The 15,870-nt window shown below is 46.4% G+C and carries 14 protein-coding genes; 12 read left to right on the top strand and 2 right to left on the bottom strand.

Features of this window, described 5'->3' with window-relative positions:
• Positions 1 to 37: 37 nt before the first annotated feature.
• Both M1D61_RS15910 and M1D61_RS15905 read right to left on the bottom strand, forming a co-directional pair.
• Entirely contained in the window at positions 38 to 1,171 is a 1,134-nt protein-coding gene (locus M1D61_RS15910) for an MGDG synthase family glycosyltransferase (protein WP_458119628.1), read from the bottom strand.
• Positions 1,172 to 1,290: 119 nt separating this feature from the next.
• Positions 1,291 to 1,818 (bottom strand): phosphatase PAP2 family protein, encoded by a 528-nt coding sequence (locus tag M1D61_RS15905; protein ID WP_458119627.1) that lies wholly within the window; start codon positions 1,816 to 1,818, stop codon positions 1,291 to 1,293.
• A 610-nt stretch (positions 1,819 to 2,428) separates the two neighbouring features.
• On the opposite strand from M1D61_RS15905, the gene M1D61_RS15900 reads away from it, so the two are divergent.
• The 12 genes from M1D61_RS15900 to ilvC all read left to right on the top strand — a co-directional run bounded on the left by M1D61_RS15900 (position 2,429) and on the right by ilvC (position 15,601).
• Positions 2,429 to 3,673, top strand: coding sequence for a glycosyltransferase family 2 protein (locus tag M1D61_RS15900; protein ID WP_458122530.1), 1,245 nt, complete (start codon positions 2,429 to 2,431; stop codon positions 3,671 to 3,673).
• Between the two features lie 310 nt (positions 3,674 to 3,983).
• Positions 3,984 to 4,481: a translation initiation factor IF-3 gene (gene infC, locus M1D61_RS15895; RefSeq protein WP_046212968.1), complete on the top strand. Its 498-nt coding sequence runs from the start codon at positions 3,984 to 3,986 to the stop codon at positions 4,479 to 4,481.
• Positions 4,482 to 4,494: 13 nt separating this feature from the next.
• On the top strand, positions 4,495 to 4,695 hold the full coding sequence (gene rpmI, locus M1D61_RS15890) for a 50S ribosomal protein L35 (RefSeq protein WP_017811385.1): 201 nt from the start codon (positions 4,495 to 4,497) through the stop codon (positions 4,693 to 4,695).
• Positions 4,696 to 4,721: 26 nt separating this feature from the next.
• Positions 4,722 to 5,081, top strand: a complete 360-nt coding sequence (gene rplT / locus M1D61_RS15885) for a 50S ribosomal protein L20 (RefSeq protein ID WP_458119626.1) — start codon at positions 4,722 to 4,724, stop codon at positions 5,079 to 5,081.
• A gap of 139 nt (positions 5,082 to 5,220) precedes the next feature.
• The gene (locus tag M1D61_RS15880) at positions 5,221 to 5,715 is read left to right on the top strand and encodes a hypothetical protein (RefSeq protein WP_458119625.1); all 495 of its coding nucleotides are present in this window, start codon (positions 5,221 to 5,223) and stop codon (positions 5,713 to 5,715) included.
• A gap of 668 nt (positions 5,716 to 6,383) precedes the next feature.
• On the top strand, positions 6,384 to 7,418 hold the full coding sequence (locus tag M1D61_RS15875; protein WP_458119624.1) for a BMP family ABC transporter substrate-binding protein: 1,035 nt from the start codon (positions 6,384 to 6,386) through the stop codon (positions 7,416 to 7,418).
• Positions 7,419 to 7,554: 136 nt separating this feature from the next.
• A complete protein-coding gene (locus tag M1D61_RS15870) occupies positions 7,555 to 9,093 on the top strand; it encodes an ABC transporter ATP-binding protein (protein ID WP_458119623.1) in 1,539 nt (512 codons plus the stop codon).
• Complete coding sequence (locus M1D61_RS15865; protein WP_046212963.1) at positions 9,086 to 10,165, top strand: ABC transporter permease; 1,080 nt, start codon at positions 9,086 to 9,088, stop codon at positions 10,163 to 10,165. The genes M1D61_RS15870 and M1D61_RS15865 overlap by 8 nt, the downstream gene beginning before the upstream one ends.
• Positions 10,166 to 11,128: an ABC transporter permease gene (locus M1D61_RS15860; protein ID WP_458119622.1), complete on the top strand. Its 963-nt coding sequence runs from the start codon at positions 10,166 to 10,168 to the stop codon at positions 11,126 to 11,128.
• A gap of 994 nt (positions 11,129 to 12,122) precedes the next feature.
• Complete coding sequence (gene ilvB, locus M1D61_RS15855) at positions 12,123 to 13,871, top strand: biosynthetic-type acetolactate synthase large subunit (RefSeq protein ID WP_458119621.1); 1,749 nt, start codon at positions 12,123 to 12,125, stop codon at positions 13,869 to 13,871.
• Positions 13,868 to 14,362: an acetolactate synthase small subunit gene (gene ilvN / locus M1D61_RS15850; RefSeq protein ID WP_458119620.1), complete on the top strand. Its 495-nt coding sequence runs from the start codon at positions 13,868 to 13,870 to the stop codon at positions 14,360 to 14,362. Before ilvB ends, ilvN begins: the two co-directional genes overlap by 4 nt.
• 249 nt (positions 14,363 to 14,611) lie before the next feature.
• Positions 14,612 to 15,601: a ketol-acid reductoisomerase gene (gene ilvC, locus M1D61_RS15845; protein WP_046212959.1), complete on the top strand. Its 990-nt coding sequence runs from the start codon at positions 14,612 to 14,614 to the stop codon at positions 15,599 to 15,601.
• Positions 15,602 to 15,870 lie beyond the last annotated feature (269 nt).

Genomic DNA, 15,870 nt, shown 5'->3' with positions numbered 1-15,870 from the left:
CAATAGGAACAAACACAAATAAGGTCTTAACCTGAGTTCAGGTTAAGACCTTATTATGTTCAACCATATCCATGATGCTGCGTGCGCATTCGGTAGGATTATAACGGTCGATCTGCTCCAGCTTGAGCTGGCGCTGCATCACGACAGCCTCATAATCATTGATGAGCAGTTCCATCCACTGGGTGACCACATGGATCGAGGTGATCGGTTCACCCCAGCCCTGTTCAGTAAAGTAACGGGAATTCTGTTCTTCCTGACCAGGCAGCGGATTGTAAAACAGCATCGGAATCGCTTTGGCCAATCCTTCCGTGCATGTCATCCCGCCCGGCTTGGTAATGAGCAGGTCCGACACTTCCATCAGTTTATCAATCTCTTTGGTGTAGCGGATCAGATGGATATTTTCATGACCAAAGTTCAGGTCCCGCTGCGCCCGCTGATAGGCTTTATCGTTGCTGCCGAAGCAGAAAATAAATTGTACTCGGTCTGCGAAGCTGGTCAGATAAGCATTGACAGCATCATCGCTCATCATTCCCCAGCCGCCGCTCATAATCATCACGGTAGGCATATCCTTTAAGCCGAAGCGCATCCGGATATCTGCCTTGCTGGGATGTTCCCAAAAGTTCGGATGTACGGGAATGCCGGTGACTTTGATTTTAGAGAATGGTATTCCGCGCATCATCAGCTTGGAGCGTACTCCATCCGTGGAGACCAGATAGCGATCCACCTCGGGGATAATCCATGTTCCATGAGCATCGTAGTCCGTAATTACCATACATAGTGGGATCGGCATACCGAGACGTTTCAGCCGGGAAATAACCGCACCAGGGATCGGATGGGTACATACGATAATATCAGGTCGCAGCTGCCGGATCACATTCTGGGTATGAGTATAAAAAATACGATGAAGCGCCAGTGTTGCCAAACGGTTGATCGATTTTTTATATTGGCTGCGATACATCATGCGTACAAGCTTTGGCTGCGAGACAACCGTTTTTTTATAGGCGGTGATAATGAGCGGCGCTACTTTGGGATTGAGGAAACTGCCGAGCTCCAGTACTCTGGTTTGTATATTCGGTGAGATTTTACGCAGGCTGCTGGATAGGGCGTAAGCAGCTTGTGTATGTCCTGAACCAAAACCTTCCGACAAGAGCAGCACTCTGTATTTTGACACGTTCATTTCACCTTTTCTGCAAGGTATTCTCAATTAAGTAAATAAGGCCTTCCAGACCGTGTTTGAGCCAGTCTGTAATATAACTGTAACAATGTTACCGTACTGTTACAATAACCCCTTTAGGGCCACAATGCAACTGTACCAAAAGCAACCGACGATCCAATCAGCGCACCTACCAGCACATCAGACGGATAATGAAGTCCCAGATACATACGGGACACCGCTACAATTAATGCCAGCGGCAGAAGGAACGGAATTGTGTGGGCATCAGCCAGCATGAACGGAACTGTTACCGAGAACACAGCTGTCGTATGTCCGGACGGAAAAGAGTGGTCCGTGAGCGGATTACGAAAAGTGATCGTCTCGGGTATAGCGAGATACGGGCGTATACGCGGATACAGTTTTTTGGCGATAGCGACAGGAATATGACTGATTGCCAGTGCAACAGCAGCATGCAGGCCAGCCTGATCCCAGGGAGCTGGCGCCAACAGCCAAATGGCCAATGTAGCAATAATCGTAAAAGTGGCTCCACCCAGATTCGTCAAGTAGTAAAAAAAGATGTTGAGGAACCGGTTATGAAGCCTTGTGTTAAACCATCTGAAAATATACTGCTCCATGGTTTGTAGACGTATAAGGAACTGACGCATGAGAGACCCCCGTATATATTGCCTTTATAGGCTTAGATTAATCATATTTTTATTCTTTAACCATTTCAAGCATTATAACGTTAACCTAGAGTTAAATCATACACAATCTCCCTTATTTACTCTTACCCTCTAATTGGTTTACTCATTCATTCCTGCTGCAGACAGATCACACCGGTCATTTACGCTTATGATTCAAGCGAAATTAATCGGTTTATAGAATGTCAGGCAACCTATTGTCTGGTTCCATTTTCCAAATTAATATGTAAAATTAAGGCTAAAGACGTGAAAAGTGAGAAAAACCAAGATATTATACCATAAAACGCTGATAGACCTCGCCTTGGAACCTTTTCGCTGTGTTTGTCGTCCTAATTATAGAGTTTTTCACAGCATACTGCATTTGATACCTTTGACAAATGGACAAAAAGTGTGCAGAATCTTTATGTCTACATGTAAAAGTTTCATGAGGCTTACATCAGTTACTTGGAATTATGAAATTTGAGTCATTTATAAAACAGATATTCAAAAAATGAAGTGTTAGACAAAAGAGAAAACAGTCGTCAGGGTTTGAAGGGGTTTCATATGAAGGGGGTCATACATTCTCATGGGTAATATCTTGGATACAACATTTATAGTGCTGCAGATTCTGCTGGCACTGATCGCGGTCTATCAGTTCGGGTTCTCCCTGTTCGGGATTATCAAACGCAAAAGAAGACCGGAGCATGCTCCGCAAAAATCTTTTGCAATTCTGGTAGCTGCGCATAACGAGGAAAAAGTTATTGGCGCATTGATGGAAAACCTGAAAGAAATGGATTATCCGGAAGAATTGTACGATGTGTTCGTTATCTGTGATAACTGTACAGATGGCACAGCCGATATTGTACGCAGCCACGGCATGAACGCATGTGTACGCACAAATCCCAATCAGCGTGGTAAAGGGTATGCGATTGAGTGGATGCTGAATGAACTGTGGAGTATGCCTCGCCAGTACGACGGTATCGTGATGTTTGACGCAGACAATCTGGCTGCTTCGAACTTCCTCAAAGAAATGAACAATGACATGTGTGAAGGCGCACGTGTTATCCAGGGTTATATCGACACCAAGAACCCGGAAGATTCATGGATCACTGCAGCTTACGGTGTATCGTACTGGTACATCAACCGTCTGTGGCAGCTGTCCCGTCATAATCTGAATATGGCGAATTTCCTCGGTGGTACCGGTATGTGTTTTGAAAATGAACTGCTCAAGGAAATCGGCTGGGGTGCAACCAGTCTGGTAGAAGATCTGGAGTTCACCATGCGCTGTGCCGAGAAAGGCATCTATCCAAAATTCAGCTATGACGCCAAAGTATTTGACGAGAAGCCGCTGACATTCAAAGCTTCCTCCCGTCAGCGTCTGCGCTGGATGCAGGGTCACTTTACAGTGGCGCGCCGTTATTTCTTCCCGCTGCTGTGGAAAAGTATCAAGGAAGTCAACATTATCAAGTTTGACCTGGCGCTCTACAGCGTCAACGTTTATATTGTACTGATCACTTTCCTGATGACAGCTGCAGTATGGGTGGATACAGCGATTCTGGGCGGACCTCATATCGCATCGGTGTATAACTACATGCCGATGTGGGTAGCAGTTGTAGCAATCTTTGCCAACGTGGTTACTTTCATTCTGGCGATGATTCTGGAGAAGGTCAAATCGTGGAAAGTGTACATGTATCTGCTGCTGTTCCCTATCTACGGATTGTCCTGGTGGCCGATTACGTTCTACGCATTCTTCACACAGAACAACAAACAGTGGAGCCATACCGAACATACACGTGTGGTAAGACTGGAAGAAGTACAGGGTAAACAAAGCACTCTGTAAGCGAGAGTACTTTATGTATAGAGTTCTCAACAGTCTGCATAATTTATTTGTGCAGACTGTTGACTTGTCCGGAATCACATGCTATAATATTCAAGTGTGTTAACGAGAACGTTAATGAAAAGCAGAAGCTTGCCTTCTCACCTGCCCGATCTATTATCGGCTGGTTCATTGATCTGTAATTTATCGACAATGATTTGTCATGAATGTATACTGATCAAGGGATGCGGGTGATGAGACCTGCATCCCTTTTTGTTTTGTAATAGTAGTATCTATTATATCTTGGAGGTGGAAGGTTATTAGTAAAGAACATATGATCAATGACGAAATCCGGACAAAAGAAGTACGTCTGGTAGGTGCTGACGGTGAACAAATCGGAATTAAGCCGACTCGCGAAGCATTGCAAATGGCGATCGATCTGAATCTGGATCTGGTCAACGTTGCTCCGCAAGCGAAGCCTCCGGTATGTCGGATCATGGACTACGGTAAGTTCCGCTACGAACAGCAGAAGAAAGAAAAAGAAGCGCGCAAAAATCAGAAGATTGTTGAACTGAAAGAAGTGCGTTTCCATGCGAATACGGAGGAGCATGATTACCAAACCAAACTCCGTAACGTGAACAAATTCTTGAATAATGGCGACAAGGTGAAATGCTCGGTCCGCTTCCGCGGTCGCGAGATTGCACATGCAAATATTGGACAAAGAGTCTTGGAACGCGTAAGAGATGAAGTTGCAGATATCTGTACTGTAGAGCGCCAGCCCAAACTGGAAGGCCGCAGCATGATTATGATCTTGGCGCCGAAAAATAACTAAGGGGGATATTCAAATGCCTAAAATGAAAACTCATAGCAGTTTAAAAGGACGCTTCAAAGTTACAGGAACTGGTAAAGTGAAACGTCACAAAGCTTTCAAAAACCACTTGCTTTCTCACAAATCCAAACGTCAAAAGCGCGTACTGGGAACTAGCCCACTGATGGCTGCTGGGGACGTTAAACGCTTGAAACAAGGCTTGGCAAATCTTAAATAATTTAATTTTCCGGGAGGGTTATCAATATGGCACGAGTTAAAGGCGGATTCGTCACACGTCGTAAACACAAGAAATATCTGAAACTGGCAAAAGGTTACTTCGGTTCCAAACACCGTATTTTCAAAACAGCAAAAGAACAGGTTAACAAATCCCTGCTCTATGCTTACCGTGACCGTCGTCAAACAAAACGTAACTTCCGCAGACTGTGGATCGTACGTATCAATGCAGCAGCTCGTCTGAACGGACTGTCTTACAACAAAATGATGCACGGCCTGAAACTGGCTGGCGTTAACATCAACCGTAAGATGCTGGCAGAACTGGCAGTTAACGATGTAAATGCGTTCAACTCCCTGGCTACTGTAGCAAAAGAAAAAATCAACGCGTAATTTAATTTATGTCTTAACAAAAGGCTATCTATTTATCTATTCATTGGATAATGGATGGCCTTTTATTATGTACTAAATGATAAACGAAAGGATACAAAGCAAATAATCACTACCTATATACATAGAGAGGACCATTATAATGAAGCGAAAGCGCAATATGCTCATTCTATCTTCAGCCGTAGCCCTGCTGTTCATCACAGTCGCGAGCCTGAACAGTATGAAGCATCCTCTTACACAGCCTGCGCTCCCTGCAGCTGCCCTTTCAGCACAGTCTATTGATCAATCAGAGCATCACGAAAGCAGTAAAACGTCATTACATACAGAACAAATTTTGAACGAGATTAAAGTTATATTCAATGGACAAGTACAGCAGGTGTTCACTGTAAATGCAAAGTCGAGCACAGGAACACAAACCCTCCAAATTCATATGAAGAATACAGGCACAAAATCATTTACATATTATCTGGATGATCCGACAGGAGAGCGATGTGCTGAAGTAACCATCGCTCCAGGCAAAAAGGTTACGACTCAATATACATGGATTGCACAGCAGGCGGGAGACTGGATGATTCGTATTTCCAATGCAGACGGCTCTCAGGGGGCAGCTGCTTATTCTATCGAAAATCAATTCTGACCAGCTGCTTGCCGGAAAGGGGCTTATCAAAAACAGGGATTTGTCCGAAATAACAAGTGAAGGTGATACCGCGAATTTCCTTTTTATTTACAGTATTCCAGAGAGTGGGTTTTGAAACGAAGCAGCAGCAGAAATGTGTTGCTGTCCGCAGGCAAATCACGTAAACTGTCTGAAGGGCATTACGCAGGTACAGGCTTTTGGGTCTTTCCATCTATGTTGTTCATGGATAATCACAGCTGGATAAGAAGGCTGTTATGCACTTAATTAGGTGATTGTTTATTTTGGTTTTGCTGCTGAAAAGGTGATTTCTTATATAAGGAAGCAAACCGTCCATGATGAAATAAAGATGTTAGGAATAATCGTCAATTTTATTCTTTTTACCATGATAAAACGGATTTGTTGTAAAGTGTGTGAAAGTTATATAACGCACATCTGACATCAATTAGTAAAAAATTACAATATAAACCGCTTACATAGTTTAGAGGATAAATTAATTGACCGTTTGTTATTAAAATAGTAGATTTTCCTATCACATGATTGTATAATCGGTTCAGTGACTATTAAATCTGCTCCGAAAGCGAACAAAATAATGTTATTTTCAGAAAATGTTCGTGTTTTTATGAGAGAGACAGAAACATAGTTGATACTTTTAAGGGGGAAAAAGATACATGAAGAAGGTCTATTCACTTTCGCTGATTATGGTACTGGCACTGTCGGTATTTCTGGCAGCATGCGGTAACAAGAGCGACAATGCAAGTGGCGGCAGCACATCTGAAGGCAAAGGTTCCAGCGACGTCAAAGTCGGTATGGTAACTGATGTAGGCGGCGTAAACGATAAATCCTTTAACCAATCTGCCTGGGAAGCTCTTGAAAAAGTACAATCCGCTGGCGGAGCAAGTGTAAAATACCTGCAAAGTAAATCGGACCAGGATTACATTCCTAACCTTAACCAGTTCGTCAAAGACGGCTACAGCCTGACTTGGGGTATTGGATTCAACCTTGCAGATGCAATCAAAACTGTTGCAGGACAAAACCCTGATGCCAAACTGGCAATCATTGATAGTGTAGTAGACGCTCCAAACGTTAAATCTGTAACGTTCTCCGAAAATGAAGGTTCCTTCCTCGTAGGTGTGGTTGCCGGTAAAATGACAAAAACGAATAAAATCGGTTTTGTAGGCGGCGAGAAAAGCCCTCTGATCCAACGCTTCGAAGCTGGCTTCCAGGCTGGTATCAAAGCGGTTAACCCTGATGCTGAATTTATTGCCAACTATGCCGGTGCATTTGACAAGCCGGATGTAGGTAAAGCAGCTGCAGCAACGATGTACAATGAAGGTGTGGACATTATCTTCCACGCAGCCGGTGCAACAGGCACAGGCGTATTTAATGAAGCGGCATCCCGCAAAAAATCCGGACAGCAAGTATGGGTGATCGGTGTAGATAAAGACCAATCCCTGGAGTTCGGTGATGAAGTAACTTTGACTTCCATGATCAAGCGTGTTGATACTGCAGTAGAGAAAGTATCTCAGGAAGTAATCGATGGTACTTTCAAAGGCGGAACAGAAACACTGGGTCTGAAAGATGACGGCGTAGGTATTGCGGATACATCCAGCAAAAACGTACCTGCTGACGTACTGACACTGGTTGATGAATACAAAGCAAAAATCATCGCTGGCGAAGTTAAAGTACCTGATACAGTGAAATAATTGTTTCTGATCATATAGTATGAAAAACAAGGCTGGTTAATAACTAGCCTTGTTGTTACGTCTACAGGTAATTTTGAGGAAAACAGTAAGTGCCGGGTAACACATGAACTATTAATTTGCTTATGAGGGTGATCTAATGGATACAGCAACCCCTGTTGTAGAGTTAAAACAAATAACAAAGCGTTTTCCGGGTATCGTAGCCAATGACTCGATCAGTCTCAAGCTGCATAAAGGCGAGATTCATGCTCTCCTCGGTGAGAATGGTGCCGGTAAATCAACGCTTATGAATATCGTTTTCGGGTTGTATCAGCCGGATGAAGGCAGCATTGAAGTGAATGGCAAGCCGGTTATCATTGATGGCCCCAACAAAGCAATTGAGCTGGGCATCGGCATGGTCCACCAGCATTTTAAGCTCGTTCAGCCATTTACCGTTACGGAGAACATTATTCTGGGTTCCGAACCGAGAAAAGGTGCCCAAATCAATTATAGAAAAGCAACAGAGGAGATCCGCAAGCTGTCTGAACAGTACGGTCTGCGTGTAGATCCGAATGCCAAGATTCATGATATTTCGGTCGGTATGCAGCAGCGTGTAGAGATCCTGAAAACACTGTACCGCGGCGCTGACATTCTGATCTTTGACGAGCCGACAGCTGTACTGACACCACAGGAAATCTCCGAGCTGATGGAGATTATGCAGCGTCTGATTCAGGAAGGCAAATCCATTATCCTGATTACTCATAAACTCAAAGAGATTATGCATATTGCGGATACGGTAACGATCATTCGTCGTGGTAAAGTCATCGATACAGTCAAAAAGACAGAGACCACTCCACAGGAACTGGCCGAGAAAATGGTTGGCCGCAATGTCAGCTTTAAAGTCGACAAAAAACCTGCCGAGCCTGGTGAAGTCGTTATGCAAATGCAAAATATCCTTTCCAAAAACAAGGATGGTATGGCTGTATTAAACGAACTGAATCTGCAGGTGAGAGCCGGAGAGATTCTGGGTATCGCTGGCGTAGACGGCAACGGACAGACTGAGCTGATCGAGGCGCTGACCGGTCTTAGACATGTAGAGGGGGGCAAAGTGACCTTGCATGGCAAAGACATCACCAACCTGACTCCGCGTAAAGTCACCGAATCCGGCGTAGCTCATATTCCGGAAGACCGTCACAAGCATGGTCTCGTACTGGACTTCTCGGTCAGTGAGAATATGGTACTGGAAACGTACTACAAAGCACCGTATAACAAAAACGGATTTTTACAATATGATGAAGTCGACAAAAAGGCTACCCGTCTGGTCGAAGCTTTTGACGTGCGTACGCCGAGCATCCATACAATGGCGCGTTCACTCTCCGGTGGTAACCAGCAGAAGGCGATTATCGCCCGTGAGATCGACAAGAATCCGGAACTGCTCGTAGCGGCACAGCCGACACGCGGTCTGGATGTGGGTGCGATTGAGTTTGTACAGAAGCAGCTGATTGCCCAGCGCGATCAAGGCAAAGCGGTTCTGCTGATTTCCTTTGAACTGGATGAAATTATGAATGTATCTGACCGGATTGCGGTTATCTATGAAGGACAAATTGTGGGTGAAGTGCTGCCGGAACAAACCAATGATCAGGAATTGGGCTTAATGATGGCAGGAAGCACCGTAAAGAGAGGTGCAGCGCATGAGTAAACTAATGAAGATATTTACCGGAGATTCGTTCATTCTGTCTCTGGTGGCCATTATTATGGGTCTTATTCTCGGTGCACTCGTTATGCTGATCGGCGGTTATGATCCGTTTGAAGCATACAGTGCACTCATTACCCGTGTATACGGAGACTCGTATAACTTTGGTGAAGCGATCCGTGAGATGACACCACTCATTATGACAGGTTTGGCATTTGCTTTTGCGGCACGTACCGGTTTGTTCAATATCGGTGGTGAAGGACAGTTCTTGATCGGGATGACGGCAGCTTCCATCGTCGGTATCCATGTGCAAGGCCTGCCTGTATACATCCATGCTCCACTGGCTGTTATTGCGGGTGCGGTATTCGGCGGATTGTGGGCAGCGATTGCCGGCTATCTCAAAGCTGCACGAGGCGTGAACGAGGTTATTTCCTGTATTATGCTGAACTGGATCGGTCTGTACCTGTCCAATATGATTATTAACAACTTTGCACTGCTGGAAGGCGAGAACCGTTCGGTGAATATTCAGCCAACAGCTTCTATCGCGATCGGCTGGTTGTCCGAGATGATGGGCAACGCGCGTGTGCACTGGGGAACCGTGATTGCGCTGCTTGCTGCGGTATTCTTCTATATCTTTATGTGGAAAACCAAGCAGGGTTATGAGCTGCGTGCGGTAGGCTTTAACCAGGATGCTTCCAAATATGCTGGTATGAACGTTAATCGCAATGTGGTCAAAGCAATGTTCATCAGTGGTGCGTTTGCCGGTCTGGGCGGTGCCTTTACAGTACTCGGGGTATTCGGTTACCAGTCGGTTATGGCGAGTTCACCGGGAACCGGGTTTGACGGTATCGCGGTAGCCCTGATTGGAATGAATAATCCGTTTGGTATTATTCTTGGTTCCATTCTGTTCGGTACGCTGACCTACGGTTCGGCAGGTATGAGCTTCAGCGCGGATGTACCGCCTGAGATTGTACGTATCGTTATCGGTGCCATTATATTCTTTATCGCTGCGCAGGGTATTGTGCGCTGGGTGCTGAAGCCGTTCTATGCCAAGCGTAAGAAAGAGAAGGTGTTGTAAATGGACGTATTAACAATTATCGGGCAGCTTATTAATACGACGCTTGTATTTGCTACAGCTCTGATATTCACTTCCCTTGGCGGCATTTTCTCGGAAAAATCCGGTGTGACGAACCTGGGACTGGAAGGTCTGATGGTCTTTGGCGCTTTTGCAGCCGGTGTTGTAGGTCACTATGCACAAGATGCGGGCATGGATGCATTCTCGGCGGCAACGATGGGCCTGCTGGCTGCGATTGTGCTGGGAACGATTGTATCGCTGATTCACGCGCTGGCTTCGATTACATTCAAAGCCGATCAGGTCATCAGCGGTATCGTAATTAACTTCCTGGCAGCAGGAAGTACACTCTATATGGTTAAACTGCTGTTTGAGGGTGCGGGTGAGACGGAACTGATCGCCGGTTACAGCCGTATCGCTATTCCTTATCTGAGCGAGATTCCGCTGCTGGGTGATGCGATCTTTAATGCATATCCAACCACGTATCTGGCGATTATCCTTGTTTTTGTATCTTTCTATGTGTTGTACAAAACGCCGTTTGGTCTGCGCCTGCGTTCCGTCGGGGAACATCCGAGTGCAGCCGATACGGTAGGTATCAAAGTAAACCGGATGCGTTATATCGGCGTTATGCTGAGTGGTGCACTGGCAGGGATTGGCGGCGCGACCATTACGCTGACCACTACCGGTACCTTCTCGCATAATACGATCTCCGGCCAGGGTTATATCGCGATCGCAGCGATGATTTTTGGTAAATGGAATCCGATTGGTGCTTTTGGTGCGGCCGTGTTCTTCGGTCTGGCACAAGCCGTGCGTAACTATGTACAGCTGTTTGCCTGGACACAGAGCATTCCGCCTGAAGTCATCTACATGCTTCCTTATGTACTGACCATTATCGTACTGGTTGCAGCTGTAGGACGCTCCAGCGCACCTTCAGCATTGGGGCAGCCGTATGATCCAAGCAAGCGATAGACAGATAGTGAATTGTACGATCCTGTCTGTCTAAAAGAGCCGGGTATGCCGCCTGTCAGACAGTGCATGCTGCATACTGACTCTTATATACAAAAAGAGCCGGAATTCGATGTATCGGATTCCGGCTTTTTTGTATATAAAATTTGCAGGGCGAAGCAGCAGGAATTTTCCTGAGTAAACATAAAAACAGGTAGTGAGGAATCGTCTGCAAAGCAGTATTCTTTTGTAAAAAGGATTATAAAATGTTAATTTTAAAATTAATGCATGTGTGAATTATATACAAAATGCCATACAGAATCATGGCGAATGATTGTGCACCGAGCACAAATGGAAAAATGGTTATGTAAACGATGGATTAAAATAACACAGTGTAATCCCTTGATATAAAAGGTTTTTTCGACCATTGGATAAATATAGCAGTTTGAGAATGTCAAAATGATTGTTCAAAAAGACAAAAAAATTAGTGTTGACTCTATCTGGAATGAGTCATATAATATTCCTAAATTAGCGGCCGACACAACAACCTAGTTGTTACGGTCCGGATGAGAATACCAATTATCGGCTATGAAGAGGACGAAGTTTTAGGGGCTATTTTGTCCAGAGAGTGAAGCATTCGCTGCAAGCTTCATCAAAACCCTTAGATACGAGCTCACCTCGGAGCCATTTTCCTGAAAGGCATCGATTCTGATGATTATTAGGGAAAATCGTACAGTCTACGTTACAGACTACAGGTAAGATGCACAAGCACATTACCTGGCGAGGTGTACATTGCCGTGAGGCTGTACACGAATATGGGTGGTACCACGGAAGCGATAGCCTTTCGTCCCTCTACAGAACACTTTTCTGTGTGAGGCGACGAAAGGCTTTTTTTCATACTTTGTTCGTCTCAGCTGCCAGCCTGATATGTAATCAGGATGCATCCGGATTAGGATGCAGCGGCTTTGTATATGCTGTTTGTGTGAGATTGATGTAAATTTTGGGAGGAGGAATACTGATGAGCGCGCAAATACCCAATGTGCAATCGACAGATGAATTACGAGAGAAATGGATGAAACCTGAAGTCATTACAGGTTCGGAAATGCTGCTGCGCAGTCTGCTGCTGGAAGGTGTGGAATGTGTATTCGGATATCCGGGTGGAGCGGTGTTGTACATTTACGATGCCATGCACGGATTCGATGATTTCAAGCATTTGTTAACAAGGCACGAGCAGGGAGCGATTCACGCAGCTGACGGTTATGCCCGTGCCAGCGGCAAAGTCGGCGTCTGTATCGCAACATCCGGTCCGGGGGCAACCAACCTGGTCACCGGCATCGCGACAGCTTATATGGATTCTGTACCCCTCGTTGTAATTACAGGTAATGTGGCGACAACGCTGATCGGAACCGATGCTTTCCAGGAAGCGGACATTACCGGGATTACAATGCCAATCACCAAACACAGTTACCTCGTTCGTGATGTGGAAGATCTGCCGAGAATTATTCATGAGGCGTTCCACATTGCCAATACAGGACGCAAAGGCCCGGTGCTGATCGATATTCCCAAGGATGTATCGGCAGCCAAATCGTTGTTCAAACCACATACCGAACCGGTGATGATGCGCGGGTACAACCCGAGAGTGATGCCGAACAAGCTGCAGCTGGACAAATTGCATCAGGCGATTGCCGAAGCCAAGCGTCCGCTGATTCTGGCAGGCGGCGGTGTAGTCTACTCCGGTGGACATGAAGAACTGCTGAAGTTCGTCGAGACGACAGGTATTCCGATTACGACGACACTGCTCGGACTGGGCGGTTTCCCAAGCGGGCACGATCTGTGGATCGGGATGCCGGGAATGCACGGTACCTATGCAGCCAACAATGCGATTCAGCAGTCCGATCTGCTGATCAGCATCGGAGCACGGTTCGATGACCGGGTAACCGGCAAGCTGGACGGATTTGCCCCGCATGCTCGGATCGCCCATATCGATATCGACCCGGCCGAGATCGGCAAAAACGTCAAGACAGACATTCCGATCGTCGGCGATGTGAAGACCGTACTGGAGATGCTCAATATCGAAGCCGGTCATTCCAGCTATGCCGATGAATGGCGTACCCTGATTGCCGGCTGGAAAAAGGAGAAGCCTTTCCGTTATGACGATTCCGACGAAGTACTCAAACCGCAATGGGTGGTGGAAATGCTCAATGATACAACTCGCGGAGAAGCGATTGTAACGACAGACGTGGGGCAGCATCAGATGTGGGCAGCGCAGTATTACCGGTTCAACAAGCCGCGCTCCTGGGTGACCTCAGGTGGGCTTGGTACGATGGGCTTTGGATTCCCATCGGCAATTGGTGCCCAGATGGCCAACCCTGACCGACTCGTTATTTCCATCAACGGAGATGGCGGTATGCAGATGTGTGCACAGGAACTGGCGATCTGCGCTATCAACAACATCCCGGTTAAAGTTGTCGTTATGAACAATCAGGTGCTTGGCATGGTCAGACAGTGGCAGGAACTGATCTATGACAACCGTTACAGTCATATCGATCTCTCCGGCAGCCCGGACTTTGTCAAACTGGCTGAAGCTTATGGAGTCAAGGGACTGCGGGCGACGAACAAGGAAGAAGCGGCCGCCGTATGGCAGGAAGCGATGGATACACCGGGTCCTGTCTTGGTGGAATTCGTAGTCAACAAGCATGAAAATGTGTATCCGATGGTTCCGCAGGGAGCTACCATTGATCAAATGTTAATGGGGGATAAAGAATGATAACGACAACGCTGAAACATACCATCGCCGTATTAGTGAATGACCAGCCCGGCGTGCTGCAAAGAGTCTCCGGACTCTTTGGCCGCCGCGGATTCAATATCGAGAGCATTACCGTCGGTCAATCGGAAGAAGCAGGATTGTCCCGGATGGTCATTGTAACAACCGGGGACGAGAACACGCTGGAGCAGGTCGAAAAGCAGCTTTACAAAATCATCGACGTCATCAAGGTAATTGACCTTAGTTCCCGTCCGATGGTTGCACGTGAACTGGCGCTGATCAAAGTCAAGGCAGAGCCGGCAGAGCGTCCTGAAATTATGGGGGTTATCGAGACATTCCGCGCTGCGGTTGTCGATATTGGACCCAGCAGTCTCATCGTACAGGTCGTTGGCGATACCGAGAAAATTGATGCCATGGTGGAACTGCTCAAGCCTTACGGCATCCGCGAACTTTCCCGCACAGGCGCGACAGCGATGATACGCGGTAACGTATAAAAACATTGTCACGCCCGCTGACAAGAGCGGGGATTTGAGAAGAACATGGAGGACGGAAAAGTTGGCAAGGCTGCAGCAGCAGGCATGACCGACAAAATATCCTCACAAGGCTGTATGGATGAATAGGGCAATGCCGGACCAACAAACGAAGTCTAATCGTTCTTTTGAAATACCCGCTCTTCTCAGAGGGTTGAAATAACCATCGGCAGTGCCGGTACTACGCTTCATACATTAAAGGAGGAAGAAAAAATGGCAGTAACTACTTATTACGAAAACGATGCAGATTTGAACGTATTGAAAGGTAAAACAATTGCAGTAATCGGTTATGGAAGCCAGGGGCATGCACATGCACAAAACCTGCGTGACAGCGGTTTGTCTGTTGTGATCGGTCTGCGTGAAGGCAAATCGTTCGACAAAGCCAAAAACGACGGTTTTGAAGTGTTGTCTGTAGCTGAAGCTACCAAAAAAGCGGATATCGTACAAATCCTGATGCCGGATGAGACACAGGCCAGCGTATACAACAGCGAAATCGCGCCAAACCTCAAAGAAACCGCTGCATTGATGTTCGCTCATGGTTTCAACGTTCATTTCGGTCAAATCGTTGCTCCTAAAAATGATGTACTGCTCGTTGCTCCGAAATCTCCTGGTCACATGGTGCGTCGTACATATGAAGAAGGATTTGGCGTACCCGGCCTGATCGCGATTCATCAGGATGCTACCGGCAATGCCAAAGAGATCGGACTGGCGTATGCCAAAGGGATCGGTTGTACACGTGCCGGGGTTATCGAGACTTCCTTCCGTGAAGAGACCGAAACGGATCTGTTCGGTGAGCAGGCTGTACTTTGCGGTGGTGTAAGTGCGCTGGTTAAAGCAGGCTTTGAGACACTGACCGAAGCTGGTTACGCGCCGGAGATGGCTTACTTTGAATGTCTGCATGAGCTGAAGCTGATCGTTGATCTGATGTATGAAGGTGGTCTGGCGACGATGCGTGATTCTATCAGTAACACTGCGGAGTATGGTGACTATGTAACTGGCCCTCGTATTGTTACCGAAGAGACCAAAAAAGCAATGAAAGAAGTACTGACCGATATCCAGCAGGGCAAATTCGCACGTGACTTTATCCTGGAAAATCAATCGGGTCGTGCCTTCCTGACGGCAACGCGCCGCAACGAAGCTGAGCATCCACTGGAAGTGGTGGGTTCACAGCTGCGTGATATGATGCATTGGATTAAAAAATAAGATTTGAAAGTTTGAATTGGGGGAGGTCGGGTTGAGATACGGGCGCTCCGGGAAAAGATTGTTCGGTCGATCGCTGTTAAGATCTGATTTTTTGAACGACTGCTTCAGCAGTCAAAATCAGATCTTAAAGGCGAACGCTTCGCTTCTTTCGAACAATTCTTTTCCCTCCGCAGGCACGTATCCAACCTGCCTGCCGCAAATCAATTTAAAATCTTGCTTTTAAGGTTAGGGTAAGGAAGTGGAGCGGAAGAAAGTTAGGAGGTAATGTG

This window comes from Paenibacillus sp. Z6-24, from assembly GCF_054161335.1.
This window is presented reverse-complemented; position numbering and strand designations above follow the sequence as displayed.